The sequence below is a fragment of the Hydrogenophaga sp. genome (assembly GCF_018780075.1).
Classification (GTDB): Bacteria; Pseudomonadota; Gammaproteobacteria; order Burkholderiales; family Burkholderiaceae_C; genus Hydrogenophaga.
The window spans coordinates 1-16,182 of the sequence record NZ_JADMKB010000116.1 but is presented as its reverse complement, the minus strand read 5'-3'; the positions used below and the strand labels follow the sequence as shown (position 1 = coordinate 16,182).

Below are 16,182 nucleotides of genomic sequence, written 5' to 3'. Positions count from 1 at the left end.
ACAGAAGCGACCGGTCAACTCGCAAATGGCCATCGAGCTGCAAGTCTGCAAGAACGAGCTGCAGAACACCCGCATCCTGGCCACCGAATCCAGCCGCCTGGCCAAAACCACGGCTGCCACCCTGGCCCACATGGCCGCGCGGCAGCAACTGATGGCATCGATTCAGGAGAAGTCGGTGGCCAACAGCGTGCGCATCGTCCATTTCGGGTTCAACAGCACCCGGGTGTCGATTCCCTCGGACGAAGCAACGGCTTTGGTGGAAGAAACCAAAGCCGCCCCGCTCGTAGTCCTCAGGGGCCGAACAGACGGCTCCAGCGACTCATCTGCCGAGAGCCGGATCGCTCAAGCCCGAGCCAACGCGGTCCGCGACTACCTGGTCGCGTCCGGAGTGGAACCCTCCCGGATTCGCACCACCCACCAGCCCAGTGGCGACCACTTGGCCGACAACCGCAGCGCGCAAGGCAGAAACCTCAACCGCCGCGTCGAGATCGAGGTCTACCGGGTTCTCCCGCTGTCCCCCCAGTTGTCTGTGTCCCCGCAGCCCTGACCCTGCCCTGTGCCGCCACCGATGAAGGAGAAACCCCATGGACGAAAAATCTGTATCAGCCCAACGCATTGGTCGATCCGCATCGGATGCCTCGTCGCCCGTGGGCGGCACGGTGGAACCTGCAGATCGAGCACAGGTCGCCATCCGAACCTTCCAGACGCCTGAACCGGAGCCAAGCGAACGATTCGAACTGCGCGACCCTTTTGCCGACCTCACCTACCGCAGCGACCGATACCAGGACATGGTGGCCAAAGCCGACCAACTGGGCGCCAACCGCTTTGTTGTCCTCGACGCAAGGGGACAGAAGTCGTTCGTACACAAGATCGATGGTCAGTGGCAACACGAAGAAACACGCAACCCGCAACCAGACCCCACCCACCAAAAAACCGACTTGAACGTCATCCCGCTTCCCGCCAAAAACAAAGGCGTCAAACCACAAGACCACTCAGCGCTTCAGGCAACCGCCCGCATGGACGCCCAGGCCGAGCGCGAAGCCCTCGTTGCCCGGCTGGAGGCGTCGCTGAATGATCGCTACCTCATCAAGCGCGCGCCGGTCACCGTGGGTGACGTCAGCATCGGCCTCACGGAATACCGGTTCCGCGGTGACGCTTCGCGCGTGGCCTTCACCGAGTCCACCTTCCGGCTGGCGACCGACACCAACAGCCCCTCGGTCGCCCGCTCCATGGTCGATGTGGCCGAAGCCCGGAACTGGCATTCACTGAGGATTTCAGGCAGCGAAGACTTCAAACGTCTGGTCTGGCTGGAGGCCGCAGCGCGCGGCGTGAAGACGCTCGGCTACGAACCCAACCAGGCCGATCTGGAACGCCTCAAGGTGGAGCGCGAGGCGCGCCAGATCAACCGTATTGAACCAACGCGTGACACCAGCTCCACCCAAGGTGCAGCCACCGCAGACAAAGCCACTGGCCGTGGCAGTGGCGGGCGAAAAACCGTGCTCGCTGCGATCGAAGCCATCCTCGTGGCCAATCGCGTGCCTGAGAAACGGCGCGAAGCCATCATGGTGGCGGCAGCAGAAAAGCTGGCCGAGCGCATCCGAAACGGCCAGGCACCCAAGGTCAAGGTCTACGACAAGGCGGCGCCATCGCAGCGAACCGTCGCAGTGCCAACGCCCGAAAGGCAACGCTCGCGCGACCGGGCCATGCCTGCGCCCGCCCGTTGAGGCCACAACAGTGGAAGTGTCGGCCTATGGCGTTTCAGCGACTGGCACGGTCTACGAGATCGGGGGCCAGCGCTTCGAGGTCGCGACCAGCGGGTTTGCACAGGCCATCGCCAATGCCCACGCCGCCCGCCAGCGGCCGCGCTGCCAGTGCACCCCAGAAGGCGTCGAGATGTACGTGGCGCGGCTGGCGGGGCCGCACGGGGGTTACATCGTCAAACGCATGCCGGACACCGGCTGTCGCCATGCCTGCGACTGTGCGTCCTACGAGCCACCGGCTGATCTCTCAGGCCTGGGCCAGGTGCTGGGCACTGCAATCAACGAAGACCCCGCCACCGGTCAGACCAGCTTGCGGCTGGGATTTTCTTTAACCAAGTTACCCGGTCGCTCACAGATGCCAACGGCAGGCGGCGAAAGTGAAAGCGTCGCCACCGACGGTACCAAGCTCTCCCTCCGCGGCCTGCTCCACTACCTGTGGGACGAGGCAGAACTGACGAAGTGGCATCCCGGGTTTGCGGGCAAGCGAACCTGGGGCACGGTGCGCAGGCAACTGCTGTCGGCGTCTGAGGACAAGTTCGCGCGCGGCGACTCGCTGCGCTCGCGCCTGTACATCCCCGAAACGTTCTTTGTTGACCAGCGCGACGAGCTCAATATCAGGCGATCAGCACAATGGTTGCAAGCCCTCTCAGCTCCCGGCAAGCCGCAGTGCCTGATGCTGCTAATAGGCGAAGTCAAGGCAATCGTGCCTGCACGCTATGGCTTCAAGATCGTGGTGAAACATGTTCCCGACCAGGCTTTCGCACTCGATCACCAGCTCTACCGCCGGCTTGGCAGGCGCTTCGAGACGGAGCTGGCGCTCTGGGGTGCCTCCGACCACATACACATGGTGATCATTGCCACGTTCGGCGTCGCAGAGACGGGCGTCCCCGTTATCTCGGAACTGTCCTTGATGCCAGTCACCCAGCACTGGCTGCCTGTTGAGAACGCATTTGACGAACAGCTCTTGGACCGCCTAGTGAACCAGGGACGCACGTTCAGAAAGGGCCTTCGATACAACCTACCCGCATCGATCCCGGTAGCCAGCGCAACGCTCATCGATACAGGCGGTGAACCCTGTTCTCTCCGAATATCTCGCGAAGCAGAAGTCGACATTGAAGAGCGGATGCAGACGGAGACCCACCAACACTCCCACCAGCCGCAGAGCTGGGTCTGGCACCTGGATGATGGGGCAATGCCCCCATTGCCGAAGAAGCGTTTACTCACCGAAACCGCCGACCTTCGCCCGTAGGCTCCAAGCGTAGAATGCACAGAATTCTGTCATCTACCCGCAAGGAACCGGTCATGGGTTTTTCTGCCAGCGACGTGGTGCCCTTCACACAGGCACGCTCCAACCTCTCTGAACTGGCCGACCAGGCCAAGGCCGGTGCAGAGAAGATCATCACCAAGAATGGCGAGAGCTATGTTGCGCTGATCGATGCCGACAGGCTTGACTACTACCACCGGCTGGAGCGCGAGCGTATCCACCTGCTGTTGATCGACGACGCAAAGCGCGGCCTGGCCGATATCGCAGCCGGCCGCACCTTTGAGGCAGACACCGCCCTCGCCCAGATGCAGCAGCGGCGCAAGACTACCGCCAAGCCAAGTGGCTTGGCAAACGCTGGCAAGCTCCCGACCAAGAAACGTGGCTGATCAGCTGTACCGGGTCGAGCTGACCGCCAGCTTCCTGGAGCGCCTGGACGCCATTGAAGCGTTCCTGGTCGAAGCGGATGCTGGCTTTGCGTTCGATGACCTGTTGGCCGAGATTCGCGCCACAGTCATCCCGAACCTGCGGCGCTTCCCGCGCATTGGCCGACGCTATCTGGCCAACCCGCCACAGTCGGCTGAGGCGCTGGCGCAGCTGGCTGCGCTGCCAACAGGCGCCCCGGATGCCCTGCGCGAATACCTGCACGGCGACTACCTGATGCTGTATTCGGTGGTGGATGCATCTTTGCAGACCGATGCCACGGTGTACCTGCTGTCCATTCGGCATCACCGCCAGCTTTCCTTTGACTTCGCTCGGCTTTGGCCCGGAACAGGATCATGAACCTCGTCAAGTCCAAACAACGTGTAGCCGATCATGGTGAGGTTTTCACCCCCCCATGGATGGTTGAAGCCATGCTTGATCTCGTGAAGGACGAAACCGAGCGCATCGACGCGCGGTTTCTAGAGCCTGCCTGCGGCAGTGGCAACTTCATCGACCGCATATTGCAGCGCAAGCTGGCGGCTGTGGAGCTGAAATATGGCCGCTCAACGTTCGAGCGCCAGTACCACGCCCTGTTGGGCCTGATGTGCATTTACGGCATCGAACTGCTGGCCGACAACGTGGCAGAGTGCCGGGCCAATGCGCTGGCGATTTTTGCCGAGTACACCAACGTGGGCGAAGTTGACGACCTGTACCGAGCAGCGTCCCATGTACTGAGAACCAACATCCTGCACGGTGACGCGCTGACCATGCGTTCGCGCAGCGGCGACCCCATCGTCTTTGCCGAATGGGCTGCCTTGAGCAAGGGCAAGTACCAGCGGCGCGACTTTCGTCTGGACGTTCTCATCGGGTCATCCAACTTCAGCGCCGAAGGTTCGCTGTTTGGCAAACACGACATCTTCACACCCATCAAGACCTACCCGCCCATGACCGTACGCGATCTCGCGGCAGCCGGCGAAGGCGAGAAAACAACGGAGGCCGTTTGAACAACCCAGCCAACGAGCAAGTCTGTTTCACGCTGCGTGGGCGAAATCCCGATGTTCTTACCTGCATCGCGAACTTGTCGAACGATGAGGTGTTCACCCCACCGGAATTGGCCAACCGCATGCTCGACATGCTGGCTCAAGCTTGGGCGGCAGACCATGGCGGAGCCAACCTGTGGGCCGACCCCTCCGTCCGTTTTCTCGACCCGTTCACCAAGTCGGGCGTGTTTCTGCGCGAGATCACCAACCGGTTGGTCAAAGGGCTGGCCGAACAGATGCCAGACCTGCAAGTGCGCGTAAATCACATCCTGATGCGCCAGATCTTCGGTATCGGCATCACTCGCCTGACCAGCCTGCTGGCGCGGCGCAGCCTGTATTGCTCCAAAAAGGCCAACGGGCCGCACGCCGTGGCCAAGGGCTTCACCACCGAGGCGGGCAATATCTGGTTTGATCGGACGGAACACACCTGGGCGAGGGGCAAGTGCACTTTTTGCGGCGCCAGCCAGGAAACATTGGATCGGGGTGAGGGCATGGAAACCCATGCCTACGCCTTCATCCACACCCATGACATCAAGACTCGCATTGCCGAGTTGTTTGGAGACGATATGCAATTCGACGTGATCATCGGCAATCCTCCCTACCAACTTGGAGATGGAGGCGGTGGCGGTGGCGCTTCAGCCACACCAATTTACAACCTATTCGTGGAGGCTGCTATTCAATTGGAGCCACGATACATTTCCATGATCACGCCGTCACGGTGGTTTTCCGGTGGAAAGGGACTAGATGAATTCAGAGATCGAATGCTTCAAGATCAGAGATTCGTAAAACTTGTGGATTTTCCGCAGTTATATGATGTTTTTCCCGGAGTCAAAATTCGAGGCGGAGTTTCTTATTGGCTTTGGGGTAGAGATCATCAAGGCGCCTGCGAGGTGACAACAATGATTTCCAACGAAATAATTGGGAACCCAGTTCACAGAAGACTTGATGCGTACGATGTCTTTGTTCGCCGCAATGAGGCTGTTTGCATTTTAGATAAGGTCTCTCAATACAGGCTGAACGGCCGCCCCGAAGCCAGCCTTGGCGATCAGGTTTCTGCCAGGAAACCGTTTGGGCTAACAAATCAACGCGGAAAGTCTAACCCCAAGGGAATCAATGACCCGATTCTTCTGTTTGGCAATCAGTGCCAATCTTACATTGATAGATCATTGGTGACTAGCAATGGAGAATGGATAGACAGATGGAAGATTCTTCTTGTAAAGGCACACGGAACCAGTGGTCGAGATGATTTTAGTATTCTGGGTGAGCCTGTCGTTGCTGGCCCAGGTACGGCATGCACAGAGACATATTTAGTCATCGGGCTTTGCGGCTCCGAATCTGAAGCAAAAAACTTTGCATCTTACATGCGAACTAGATTTGTTAGGTTTCTAGTCTCCCTCCGAAAAATTACTCAAAACATTACGCGTAGTTCGTACAAATTCGTCCCTGCGCTACCAATGGACCGGGTTTGGACCGATGCTGATTTGTATCAAAGATACGGAATAACCTCCGTCGAGATTGCATTCATCGAATCACTTATTGCTGATCGCCCAAGCGAAGACGCGGGAGAAGTTGACGAGATGGACGATGAATAAGCCGCCGATCGAGGAAGTCCTCGCCCCCAAACCCGCCGCCCGCCCGCGCATCTACGCTTACACCATTGAGGACGCGGGCCACCAAGGCCTGCACAAAGTGGGCCAGACCACGCGCGACGTGGCCTTGCGCGTGGCCGAACAGTTGAAGACGGCGGCCATCAAGAATTACCGCATCGTGCTGGACGAGCCAGCAGAGCGCGACGATGGCTCGGTCTTCACCGACCACGACGTACGCGCTGCGCTGGCGAAGCGGGGCCTGGACAACCCGGAACTGGAATGGGTGCGCTGCACGGTGGACGACGTGAAAACCGTGCTCGCGGAATTGCGCACGGGTCAACGCTTCAGCGGCACCCACCACGAGACCTTTGGCATGCGCGCCGAGCAGACCGAAGCGGTGAGCAAGACGCTGAGCTACTACCGCTCCATCTGGGCGGAGGATGCCAATGCGGCTCCGCGTTTCCTCTGGAATGCCAAGATGCGTTTTGGCAAGACCTTCACCAGCTACCAATTGGCCAAGCAATTGGGTGCCAAGCGCGTGCTGGTGTTGACCTTCAAGCCAGCGGTGGAAGATGCCTGGCAGACCGATCTGGAAAGTCATGTGGACTTTGATGGTTGGCAGTACCTCTCGCGCAACTCGGGCAGCGACCCGACACAGATCGACAGGCACAAGCCGGTTGTCTATTTCGGCTCGTTTCAGGACTTGCTTGGGCGCGATACCACGGGCAACATCAAGCCACGCAATGAATGGCTGCACGCCGTGAACTGGGACCTGGTGGTGTTCGACGAATACCACTTTGGCGCCTGGCGCGACACCGCCAAAGAACTGTTCGAGGGTGAAGACGATGCGGAGGCCAAGAAGGAGAGCAAACTCGAATACGGTGGCGATCTCGATGGTGTCAACGAAGACTTGACGGTGTTGGCTGACCAGGAGGCTGAGTTCCTGCCCATCACCACCCGGGCTTACCTGTACCTGTCGGGCACACCTTTCAAGGCCCTGGCCACGGGCGAGTTCATCGAAGAGCAGATTTTCAACTGGACCTACACCGACGAGCAGCGGGCCAAGGCAGCTTATGCCGCCGAGCACCCAGGCCTGCGCAACCCCTATGGCGCTTTGCCGCAGATGCGGCTGCTGACCTACCAGATGCCCGATGAACTGCTGGCCGTGGCCAGTGGTGGCGAGTTCGACGAGTTCGACCTCAACGCATTTTTTGAGGCCACAGGCGCGGGGTCCAGCGCCGAGTTCAAGCACAAAGGCGATGTGCAGAAGTGGCTGGACATCATCCGCGGCGGACACACGGCGCACGCAGCCGAATTGCTGAAGGTGGGCACCCGACCGCCATTCCCCTATTCGGATGTGCGCTTGCTGCCCTACCTGCAGCATTCGTTCTGGTTCATGCCCAGCGTAGCGTCATGCCATGCCATGGCGAATTTGCTGGCCGAGAAACACAACACGTTCTGGCACGCGTACCAAGTGGTGGTTGCAGCCGGCACTTCGGCGGGCATTGGGCTGGAGGCTTTGCCACCGGTTCGGCGCGCCATCAGCAGCGGCTTCGACAGCCAGACCATCACTTTGTCGTGCGGCAAGCTCACCACGGGCGTCACGGTGGCGCAGTGGTCGTCCATTTTGATGCTGCGTAATCTCAAGTCGCCAGAGACCTACTTTCAGGCTGCGTTTCGCGTGCAGTCGCCGTGGTCCATCAAGAACCCGAACGGCGACAACCCCAACGAGGAAGAAATCCTAAAGCCGGTGTGCTTTGTGTTTGACTTCGCACCTACGCGTGCGCTGCGACAGTTGTGCGAATACGGCATAGGGCTTTCGCCCAACGAATCGAACCCCGAAAACGCCGTGAAAGACCTTGTGGCCTTCCTGCCCGTATTGGCCTACGACGGCGCCAACATGACGCAGATCGATGCGGGCAGCATCTTGGACATTGCGATGGCTGGCACATCGGCCACGCTGCTGGCACGCAAGTGGGAAAGCGCACTGCTGGTCAACGTGGATAACGGCACCCTGCGCCGCATCCTGGACAGCCCTGAGGCGATGGCCGCGGTTGCGCGTATTGAAGGCTGGCGCACGCTCGGCGACAACGTTATCGAGACAATCATCAACAAGAGCGAGAAGGTCAAGGACCTCAAAAAGAAGGCCAAGGAAAAGGATCTCACAGAGCGCGAGAAGCAGCAGCTATCGGAAGCAGAGAGGGAGTACAAATCGAAACGCAAGCTGATTCAGGAGAAGCTGATCAAGTTCGCAACTCGCATTCCCGCATTCATGTACCTGACCGACTTCCGAGAGAACACGCTGCAGGACGTCATCACCAAGCTGGAGCCCGACCTGTTCTTGACGGTGACAGGTCTGACTGTTCAGGACTTTCACCTGTTGGTGCGGCTCAAGGTGTTCAACACTGAGCATATGAACCAAGCGGTTTTCGCGTTTCGTCGGTATGAAGACGCGTCTCTGCGCTACACAGGAATTGAATCGCACTCAGGCCTCACCCACTACGGTTTGTATGACACCGTGATAGCAAAGGAACTTGAGTCCTAGCCCCGAGACGACCCGCTGGTCTACAAATCAGTCATCCAAATGAGCCGATTCAATCCGCACTTCCCCAATGCAGCCAAGGTCTTTGACGCTGCCGACAAGTTCAAGCAGCGCTGTCTGCTGAATCAGGAGTCCTTGTTTCTGGACGGCCAGACCTTGTGGACGCCTGAGCACTTCAAGTCGCTGATTGAGAACTATGTGGACCGCCCGGACACTGGCGACCGCGGTTTTTATGAGAAGTTGGCTGACCAGCTGGCAACCTGTGAACCCCTGGACGTGGCCTTGATGGCAGAGGTGTTCTGGATCGTGCAGCTTGGCCCGACCAACCTTCGAGCACCGACGAAGGTCAAGACGGTGGAGCGCATCTGGAACATGAAGCCGGCGGCTCCCTTTCCAACATCGTCGCCCTTCCTGCAGAGCCCTGTTTTGTCCGGCCTTGGCAGCGCCGGCCCCGGCTACAACAACTATCTGCCGATGGAGATCATCTTTGCCGTGGAAGCGTTCGCTGCGTTCGTGGCAAAGCCACTTACTGAGCGCGAAGCGCTGTTGAATGACGCGCAAGGGTTCGCTAAATGGCTGGAGAGCATTCCCAGCGGCAAGGGGCGACAGCTATACCACACGCTGTGCCACGTCCTGTTCCCCGACTCGTTTGAACGGATCTTCAGCCAGGGCAACAAATTCCAGGTGGCGCGTGCACACAAGATCTGGACACCAGCCCTGGGCGAGAGCCGCCCTGCCATGGATGCGGCGTTGCTGGAACTGCGCAAACGGCTTGAACTGCAGCATCCTGGCGCCGTGGACTACTACGAACTCCCTGTGGGTACGCTCGTCAAGGAGGAAGCGACTCATCCAGCCAAGGGTTCTGACGGCACTTCCGGCAAAGACGACGCGGCCAAGGGCACTGCGGCACTGTCCGCATATGAGCCCGACCCTGAATACGACGTTGAAGTCGCAACCAACGCCAAGCCTACGCTTCGCCTGGCCGACAACCTGATCCTCTTCGGACCTCCGGGAACCGGCAAGACTTATGAGATGCAGGAGCGCATGAAGGCGGCGTACGACAAGGGGGAAGACTTTGCCTTCGTGGCCTTCCACCCCAGCTATGCCTACGAGGACTTCATTGGCGGGCTGCGCCCAGTCGCCGCCCAAGACGGAGCAGGCGTAACCGTGGTGTTCCAGAAAGGCCCGTTTCTGACCCTGTGCGAAAAGGCCCATGCCAACTCGACCCAGCAGTTCACGCTGTTCATCGACGAGATCAACCGCGCGAATGTGGCCAAGGTTTTTGGTGAGCTGATCACGCTGATCGAACCCAGCAAGCGCGTGATTGCTGGAAGCAAGTTAAAGGACGAAGGCGCCTGGGTGACTTTGCCCGGTCTGCCAGAGCGCTTTGGGGTGCCTGACAACCTGAACATCGTCGCCACGATGAACACGGCTGATCGATCCATCGCGATGATGGACATCGCCCTGCGGCGGCGATTCCGCTTTCAGGAGTGCGCACCGGACCCCAAGTTGATCGTACCGGCCAAGGTGGGCGCGGTTGACTTGCCCGAGCTGCTCCAGTGCTTGAACGACCGATTGGAGTATTTGCTCGACCGCGACCACGCCATCGGTCACGCCGTGTTTATGGGCATCACATCTCTGGCCGAGCTGCAACTGGTGCTGGCACAGCGGGTGATTCCGCTGCTTCAGGAGTACTTCTTTGAAGACATGGAAAAGGTGCGTCTGGTCTTGACTGGCAACGGCAAGGACAGCGTTTTCTTCAAGTCGCGCTCGCTGTCGCCATCCGAACTTTTCCCCGGTGCAAAGCAAGCCTTGGGCACTGAAGCAAGGTTGACGTTCGCGGTGGGCGAACCCAGCAGCTGGAGCGAAGCGCACATCATGGGGCTGTACGGCGCTGCACCACCCGCTATGGCGACGCCAGCTCAGTCTGAAGAAGCAGCCAACACCCAGAACCCGGTTTGATCACATGGGCGGTCTGCGCACTGTCACCGTGCTGGAGCATGAGGTCATCCCTGTCTTCGAGGGGGGGCATGTGCCTGATGTCTCGGCAGATGTCGCCCCATGGCTGTCCGAGGCCGAAGCGCAAGCACTTCTCCGTTTGAACGATCTTCGTCGAGGCTTCTGTCAGCGACTTTCCGGCGGAATCAAGCTCGCGCAACACTGCGGAATCGTTCGGCTGCCAACCTGCGTGGTCGAAGTGCTGCCCAAAGTGGGTATGGCAGATGCGCGAACAACCGACGAACTGGAGCGCTCTCGCGGCGCCTTGCTGGCGATGCTGCACAGCGCCCGGCAAGTTGCGATCACGAAAGCTGGCACCGCACCGCAGCAGGCCGTGCGCGCGCCACTGCTGGATATCTTCATTGAGGCCTTTCTGCATTGCGCACTTGATCAAGCCCGAAAAGGCTTGATCAGCCGGTATGTGGCGCATGCAGACGACCTTCCCGTCATCAAGGGGCGCTTCCAGGCGCATGGTCATGTCCGTCGCAACCTCGCGCGGCCACACCTGCTGCATTGCGAGTACGACGAATTCACCGCTGACAACGCCTACAACCGCGCTGTACGTGCGACGCTGGACGCCTGCAGAACGTGGCTCATCAATGGCAATACACAGCGCCTGTGGTTCGAAACTCATGCCCGGTACGCCGGCATTTCATCGGTGAGGATGTTGTCGAAGGACGTTGCATCCCTTCCGCGAGACCGCACCACGCACCGCTACGACCCCCTTCTCACCTGGTGCGAGTGGATACTGGCGATGGCCAGCCCGGCGATGAGCGCAGGAGCTACGCAGGCGCCCGGGCTGCTGTTCGACATGAACAAGTTGTTCGAAGCACACGTCGCCAAGCGTGAGGAAGACGGGGCCGGGCCTGATCGAATCGTTCACAAGCAAGGACCTCCTTTGCACCTCGGAGTTCGTGGTGCAACCGATGTGTTCTTGCTGAAGCCGGATATCACGGTCTGGAAGGTTGACCAGAACGGCGCAGCTTCTGGCATTGATCGCGTGGTCGATGCGAAGTGGAAGCGCCTTAACCCGGCCGTGCCTGACTACGGCGTGGATGAAGCCGACGTGTACCAACTTCTGGCCTATGCCATGCGCTATGGGTGCTCTGCTCTTGAGCTTGTCTACCCGATGCCTGATGGCTTGGTCTCACAGCTTCCGCCCCCTGCTTTCAAAATCTCGACTGCGGGCGATGACCAGAACACAGAGATCGTGGTCACGGTCAAGCTGATCCCTCTTTGGACGAGAGATATGTCCACCCCTTCGATGCAAGACCCGCGATTGACCGAGGCCGAAACCGAATTCGCCTCCACGTGACCGCGTCTCGTTGCGTCAACGGCGTGGAACGGCATCGCGTGGAATCGGTTGTTGTGTGACGTCGGGTGCTCTCTTTGGAGAGGTCTGAACCTGGCTCGAAAACATCTCCCGGGTGAATTCGGCGATGGATCGCGCCAGTTCCCGGTCAGCCAAGTCACCTGACCTCGCCAACGCGTGGCCGACGTGGACCCATGCTTCGGCTGCCTCAGAGCGCGTGGCGCGGGCCTGCGCGCTGCTTTTGACACCCGTGCGGGTGGTGTGCAGTCTCCCTTCATGCCGCGCCTTGATGCGCCAAAGCGCATCGTGGTTGCGGTTGTGCCCCCGCGTCGCTTGCCGGGTCGCTTCAGCCTCCACGCCATGCCCGCGCAGCTTTTCGGCAAAGGTCTCGCGCCAGCGTTGCAGGTCAGCCTTGCGCGGGTTGAGGCGCTTTCCCAGCATCGACTCGGCCCGCACGCTGATGTGCACGTGCGGGTTGGCCTGGTGATCGTGCAGCACCATGACGTATTTGTGGTCCCTCAGCTCGATCTGAGCGAATTCCCGGGCTGCGCGCTGCACGGTCAGCGGGTCGGTGCCGCGTGGCATCGACAGCATGATGTTGAAAGCCTCACGGCGATGCCCGGGCTCTGCCCCGTCGGGGATCAAGGAGCCACTGAAGCGCCATTCCTCGGCCAAGTCGTACAGGACGTCCTTGCCCCGCATGATCTCGCCGCGCTGGTCTTCGATCTCCAGCCGGCCGTTCTTGCTGATGTAGCGAAAGTGGGCGGCAATGGCCCGCAAGCCGCGCCCTCCCCCCGTCACCTTCACCATGACCTGAGGCGCACGACGCACCACCGTGGCCGCGATGCGCTGGCGGATGACGGCAGCGCGTTGCCGTGCCGCGTCCCCATTCAGTCGAGGTGACAGCTTCACCTTCACCACACGGTTGCCGGGGTAGAACAGGCGATCACCCCAGGTGATCAGGATGCCGTCCAGGTTGTCTGGTATAGCCATGGCGAACTCCTCTCGCTACGTTGTGGGGAAAGTGGTTGACCCTGTGCCTCGGCTGCGCGGTTGCAGGTCGGCCAGGGCGCGGGCGGCCAGCTCCAGGTGGCGACGCACGTCGCCGGCCAGCGTGTCCAGCATTTCACGGTAGGGCCTGGCGTGCTCCACATTGGCCTGGCGTAGCAGCGCCGTGAGGCGGTAGATGTTTCGGCTCAGGGTCGCCAGTTCGGCGCTGGAAACCCTGAGCGCAGCGATGTGTTCGGCCCGGCCGCCAGCGGTTGACAGCACAGGCACGTTGGTCACCAGTCCGGCCAGGTATGAACCGCGTGACAGGCCTGCGGCTCGGGCGCCTGCAGCCAGTTGCGAAGCCTCCTGGGCCGTCATGCGGATCGACAGCTTGACGCTGGCCGTGTGTCCAGCCGGGTGGGGCATCTCCCCGATACGGGGCTCACCCTTCGTCGAAAGGCCCAGATCGCGCGCCACAGCGCTGCGCACCAGCTCCGACACGCTGACCCGTTGCGCCTGCGCACGGGCCACCAGCGCGGCCTTCAAGCCGCGCATTTCGACCGTGACGAAGTCATGGGAGGAGGTGTTCATGGACCGACGAATGGAGGGGCGCGGAGCGCTTGTGAAACTGGCGGCAGACCGCCTATCTCTGCACTCACCCATGAACCCAGTATTGGTCTGAATCGAGGCTCTGAAGCCGCTGGATTTGGGTCCGAATCCAGCAGGCAAACAAGCACCAGGCGGGTTGAAGATGAGTACGTACCGATCAGCACAGCTCAGGACGTGAGCAGACAGCACGAGCAGTGAACAGCACGCAAACAGCCACTGCAAGAACTGATCAGCAATTGACGAACTGCCGACCAACGCCTGACCTGAAACCGAACGATGAAACTGGTTCCAACCGATCCACCGGGCAGAAGCTCCCGCAAGGCCAAGCGCTTTGCGCAGGACATGCGGGAGCTGCGCGCCCAGGGCTACACCTTCGAGGCGATCCGCATAGCCTTGGCTGCGGTCGGCGTGCACGTGAGCAACGCGACCGTGCAGCGCGAAGTGGCCAGGGCCTGCAAAGCAGCTTCCGTCGCGCAGGTCTCGGGCTCCGGTGTTCGTCCACATGAACTTCCGCCCGCTCTTACCCAGCCGCAGGTGTCTGCATCCCCGCCATCAACCACCGCGCCCCAGTCACCTCAGTTCGCCTCCGTGGAAACGGACATGCGCAGCGGCAAAGAGATCGCCGAAGCGTTCGCCAGCAGCCGAATCACCAACCCCCTGGCCCGCGCCAGGCTCAACGCAAAGGACCCGTCATGAAAATCGCCGTCATCAACTTTTCGGGGAACGTGGGCAAAACCACCATCGCCAGGCATCTGCTGCTGCCGCGTATCGACGGCGCGGAGCTGTTTTCTGTGGAGAGCCTGAACGCGGCCGACGGCGAAGGCCATGCGATGCGTGGCCGGCAGTTCGGCGAGCTGCAGGAGCTCCTGCAGACCATGGACAGCGCGGTGGTGGACATCGGGGCCAGCAACGTGGAGGAATTGCTCGACCTGATGCATAAGTACCAAGGCAGTCATGAGGACTTCGATGCGTTCGTGGTTCCCACGGTGCCCACCCTGAAGCAGCAGCAGGACACCATCGCCACCCTGGTCGAGCTGGCGCGGCTGGGCGTGCCCCGTTCAAGGGTGCGGCTGGTGTTCAACATGGTCAACAGCGCCGCAGACGTCCCGGCGCACTTCGATCTGTTGCGGGCCTTCCTCAAAGCGCAGCCCATCGCCACAGAGAACGTGGCCTGCCATCTGGGCCCCAACGAGGTGTATGGCCGCATCCGGGGCAGCAATGTCGACCTCGCCACCCTGGCCCGTGACGACACCGACTACAAGGCCTTGATCATCAAGGCCAGCGACACCGCTGAAAAGCTCACACTGGCCCAGAAGCTGGCCACACGGCGGCTGGCGGTGGGGGTGTTGCCGCAGCTGGATGCCTGCTTTGCGGCGCTCGGCCTGGCCGAGAGCGCCGCCAGCAACGTGGTGCCACTGGCACGGCAGGCCCAGTGAGCGACCTGGTCACGGTCCGAGAAGAGCTGATGGCGGTGGCCATCGGCGATCTGGGCACGTTGCTGGATCGGGTCGAAAAATTTGCACCCCAACTGGATGCCAGCCGCATGGAGTTGCTGAGTGCCAGCTCCGATCTGGCGGACATGGTCGAGGCGTATGCAAAACGCATGGATGAAATCACCGAGAACGCGAAGGTTCAGACGGTGAAGCACATTGCCCGCCGCGCCGACGAAATGGCACGGGCGACTGTGGACACACAGACCCGTGCCATGGAGGAAGCGGCGCGTGTGGTGTTCCGAAATGAAATCGGCCCGGTCCTGCAGCGGGTGACGTTGCCGCTGCAGGAGTTTGCAGACCTGGCCCGCAAGGATGCACGACCCTGGGAAGGGTGGTTGCTGCACGCCGCGACAGCGGTGCTTGCTTCGGCCATCAGCTGGGCGATGGCCGCCTGGCTATGGCTTCGGTGAGAAGCCGCTGCCAGGATCGCGCGAGCCGGCGACAGCCGGCGAGCGGATTTCGGAATTGCTGGTGAACCACACCGCCCAGCGAGGGCGGTGTGACGTTGGACCCGTTCAGGCCTTGAGCTTGCGCATCTCTTCGGCCAGCACCCACAGCGCCCGGTTCAGGCTCACGCTGCGGTCGATGCTGGCCACCGGGCGGGTGTGCAGGCGCCGACCCTTGGCACCGCGCCCGGGCTGGCCACCACGCAGGGCGTTCTCCTGCACCCGCTGAAACGTGGTCCACAGGCTGTTGCCGAAGTCTTCGGGCCGGCGGGCTTCGATCAACTGTTCGGCGGTCACCGGGGCCGGAGGTTCGCCCTCCCCCCGTTCACCGTAGCGCAGCGCCAGGGCGGCGGTGGCAAAGGCCTGCTGTTCCTCCCGCTGCAGCGGCAGGGCCTTCATGCTGTCGGTGGACGCGTCCACCAGCTCGAAGTCCTCCAGCACCCGGAACGCGCCATCGATCACCTCGTCCTGGATGTTGCCTTTGTGCGGGATGCGGATGTCATTGGTGACATCGCCAACCACCAATCCGTTGCAACAGACAAAGCGGAACACGCCCGCGAGCATCTGGTAGCTGCTGGCGCCGTCGTGGCTGTTGATCAGAATGATCTCGTTGGCCTCGGGCCGGGTGTTCACTTGACCGGCATGGCGCATGCGGATCATGTGTTTGGTGAACTCGGTCTTGCCTTCGATGCGGCTCTTGCTCTGGGCCACCATGAAGG

The 16,182-nt window shown here is 60.9% G+C and carries 16 protein-coding genes; 13 read left to right on the top strand and 3 right to left on the bottom strand.

The window, feature by feature from the left end:
• The first annotated feature begins 25 nt into the window (after positions 1 to 25).
• Genes IV088_RS19195 through IV088_RS19150 form a run of 10 tightly spaced genes read left to right on the top strand, consistent with a single transcriptional unit; the run spans position 26 to position 11,928 of the window.
• Positions 26 to 547 carry an OmpA family protein gene (locus tag IV088_RS19195; RefSeq protein ID WP_291105447.1) on the top strand — a complete coding sequence of 174 codons (522 nt, stop codon included), beginning with the start codon at positions 26 to 28 and terminating at the stop codon, positions 545 to 547.
• A gap of 37 nt (positions 548 to 584) precedes the next feature.
• Complete coding sequence (locus IV088_RS19190) at positions 585 to 1,724, top strand: LPD7 domain-containing protein (protein WP_291105445.1); 1,140 nt, start codon at positions 585 to 587, stop codon at positions 1,722 to 1,724.
• A 16-nt stretch (positions 1,725 to 1,740) separates the two neighbouring features.
• Positions 1,741 to 3,009 (top strand): DUF1173 domain-containing protein, encoded by a 1,269-nt coding sequence (locus IV088_RS19185; RefSeq protein ID WP_291105443.1) that lies wholly within the window; start codon positions 1,741 to 1,743, stop codon positions 3,007 to 3,009.
• 53 nt (positions 3,010 to 3,062) lie between these two features.
• Entirely contained in the window at positions 3,063 to 3,410 is a 348-nt protein-coding gene (locus IV088_RS19180) for a type II toxin-antitoxin system Phd/YefM family antitoxin (protein WP_291105440.1), read from the top strand.
• The gene (locus IV088_RS19175; protein ID WP_291105438.1) at positions 3,403 to 3,804 is read left to right on the top strand and encodes a type II toxin-antitoxin system RelE/ParE family toxin; all 402 of its coding nucleotides are present in this window, start codon (positions 3,403 to 3,405) and stop codon (positions 3,802 to 3,804) included. Before IV088_RS19180 ends, IV088_RS19175 begins: the two co-directional genes overlap by 8 nt.
• The gene (locus IV088_RS19170) at positions 3,801 to 4,448 is read left to right on the top strand and encodes an SAM-dependent DNA methyltransferase (RefSeq protein ID WP_291105436.1); all 648 of its coding nucleotides are present in this window, start codon (positions 3,801 to 3,803) and stop codon (positions 4,446 to 4,448) included. Before IV088_RS19175 ends, IV088_RS19170 begins: the two co-directional genes overlap by 4 nt.
• Positions 4,445 to 6,076, top strand: a complete 1,632-nt coding sequence (locus IV088_RS19165) for an Eco57I restriction-modification methylase domain-containing protein (protein WP_291105434.1) — start codon at positions 4,445 to 4,447, stop codon at positions 6,074 to 6,076. The genes IV088_RS19170 and IV088_RS19165 overlap by 4 nt, the downstream gene beginning before the upstream one ends.
• A complete protein-coding gene (locus IV088_RS19160; protein ID WP_291105433.1) occupies positions 6,021 to 8,618 on the top strand; it encodes a DEAD/DEAH box helicase family protein in 2,598 nt (865 codons plus the stop codon). Before IV088_RS19165 ends, IV088_RS19160 begins: the two co-directional genes overlap by 56 nt.
• Before the next feature lie 39 nt (positions 8,619 to 8,657).
• A complete protein-coding gene (locus IV088_RS19155; protein WP_291105432.1) occupies positions 8,658 to 10,577 on the top strand; it encodes an AAA family ATPase in 1,920 nt (639 codons plus the stop codon).
• A 4-nt stretch (positions 10,578 to 10,581) separates the two neighbouring features.
• Positions 10,582 to 11,928 carry a restriction endonuclease gene (locus tag IV088_RS19150; protein WP_291105430.1) on the top strand — a complete coding sequence of 449 codons (1,347 nt, stop codon included), beginning with the start codon at positions 10,582 to 10,584 and terminating at the stop codon, positions 11,926 to 11,928.
• A 15-nt stretch (positions 11,929 to 11,943) separates the two neighbouring features.
• Here IV088_RS19150 and IV088_RS19145 read toward each other — a convergent pair whose 3' ends face one another.
• On the bottom strand, positions 11,944 to 12,918 hold the full coding sequence (locus IV088_RS19145; protein ID WP_291105429.1) for a conjugal transfer protein TraS: 975 nt from the start codon (positions 12,916 to 12,918) through the stop codon (positions 11,944 to 11,946).
• 15 nt (positions 12,919 to 12,933) lie between these two features.
• Positions 12,934 to 13,506 (bottom strand): hypothetical protein, encoded by a 573-nt coding sequence (locus IV088_RS19140; protein ID WP_291105428.1) that lies wholly within the window; start codon positions 13,504 to 13,506, stop codon positions 12,934 to 12,936.
• A gap of 294 nt (positions 13,507 to 13,800) precedes the next feature.
• Here IV088_RS19140 and IV088_RS19135 point away from each other — a divergent pair, with 294 nt between their 5' ends.
• Genes IV088_RS19135 through IV088_RS19125 form a run of 3 tightly spaced genes read left to right on the top strand, consistent with a single transcriptional unit; the run spans position 13,801 to position 15,427 of the window.
• Entirely contained in the window at positions 13,801 to 14,220 is a 420-nt protein-coding gene (locus tag IV088_RS19135) for a hypothetical protein (protein WP_291105426.1), read from the top strand.
• Positions 14,217 to 14,960: a StbB family protein gene (gene stbB, locus IV088_RS19130; protein ID WP_291105424.1), complete on the top strand. Its 744-nt coding sequence runs from the start codon at positions 14,217 to 14,219 to the stop codon at positions 14,958 to 14,960. The genes IV088_RS19135 and stbB overlap by 4 nt, the downstream gene beginning before the upstream one ends.
• Positions 14,957 to 15,427, top strand: coding sequence for a hypothetical protein (locus IV088_RS19125; RefSeq protein WP_291105423.1), 471 nt, complete (start codon positions 14,957 to 14,959; stop codon positions 15,425 to 15,427). The genes stbB and IV088_RS19125 overlap by 4 nt, the downstream gene beginning before the upstream one ends.
• Positions 15,428 to 15,532: 105 nt before the next feature.
• On the opposite strand, the gene IV088_RS19120 is transcribed toward IV088_RS19125, so the two are convergent.
• On the bottom strand, positions 15,533 to 16,182 hold a 650-nt coding region (locus tag IV088_RS19120; RefSeq protein ID WP_291105422.1), incomplete at its 5' end, for a DUF932 domain-containing protein.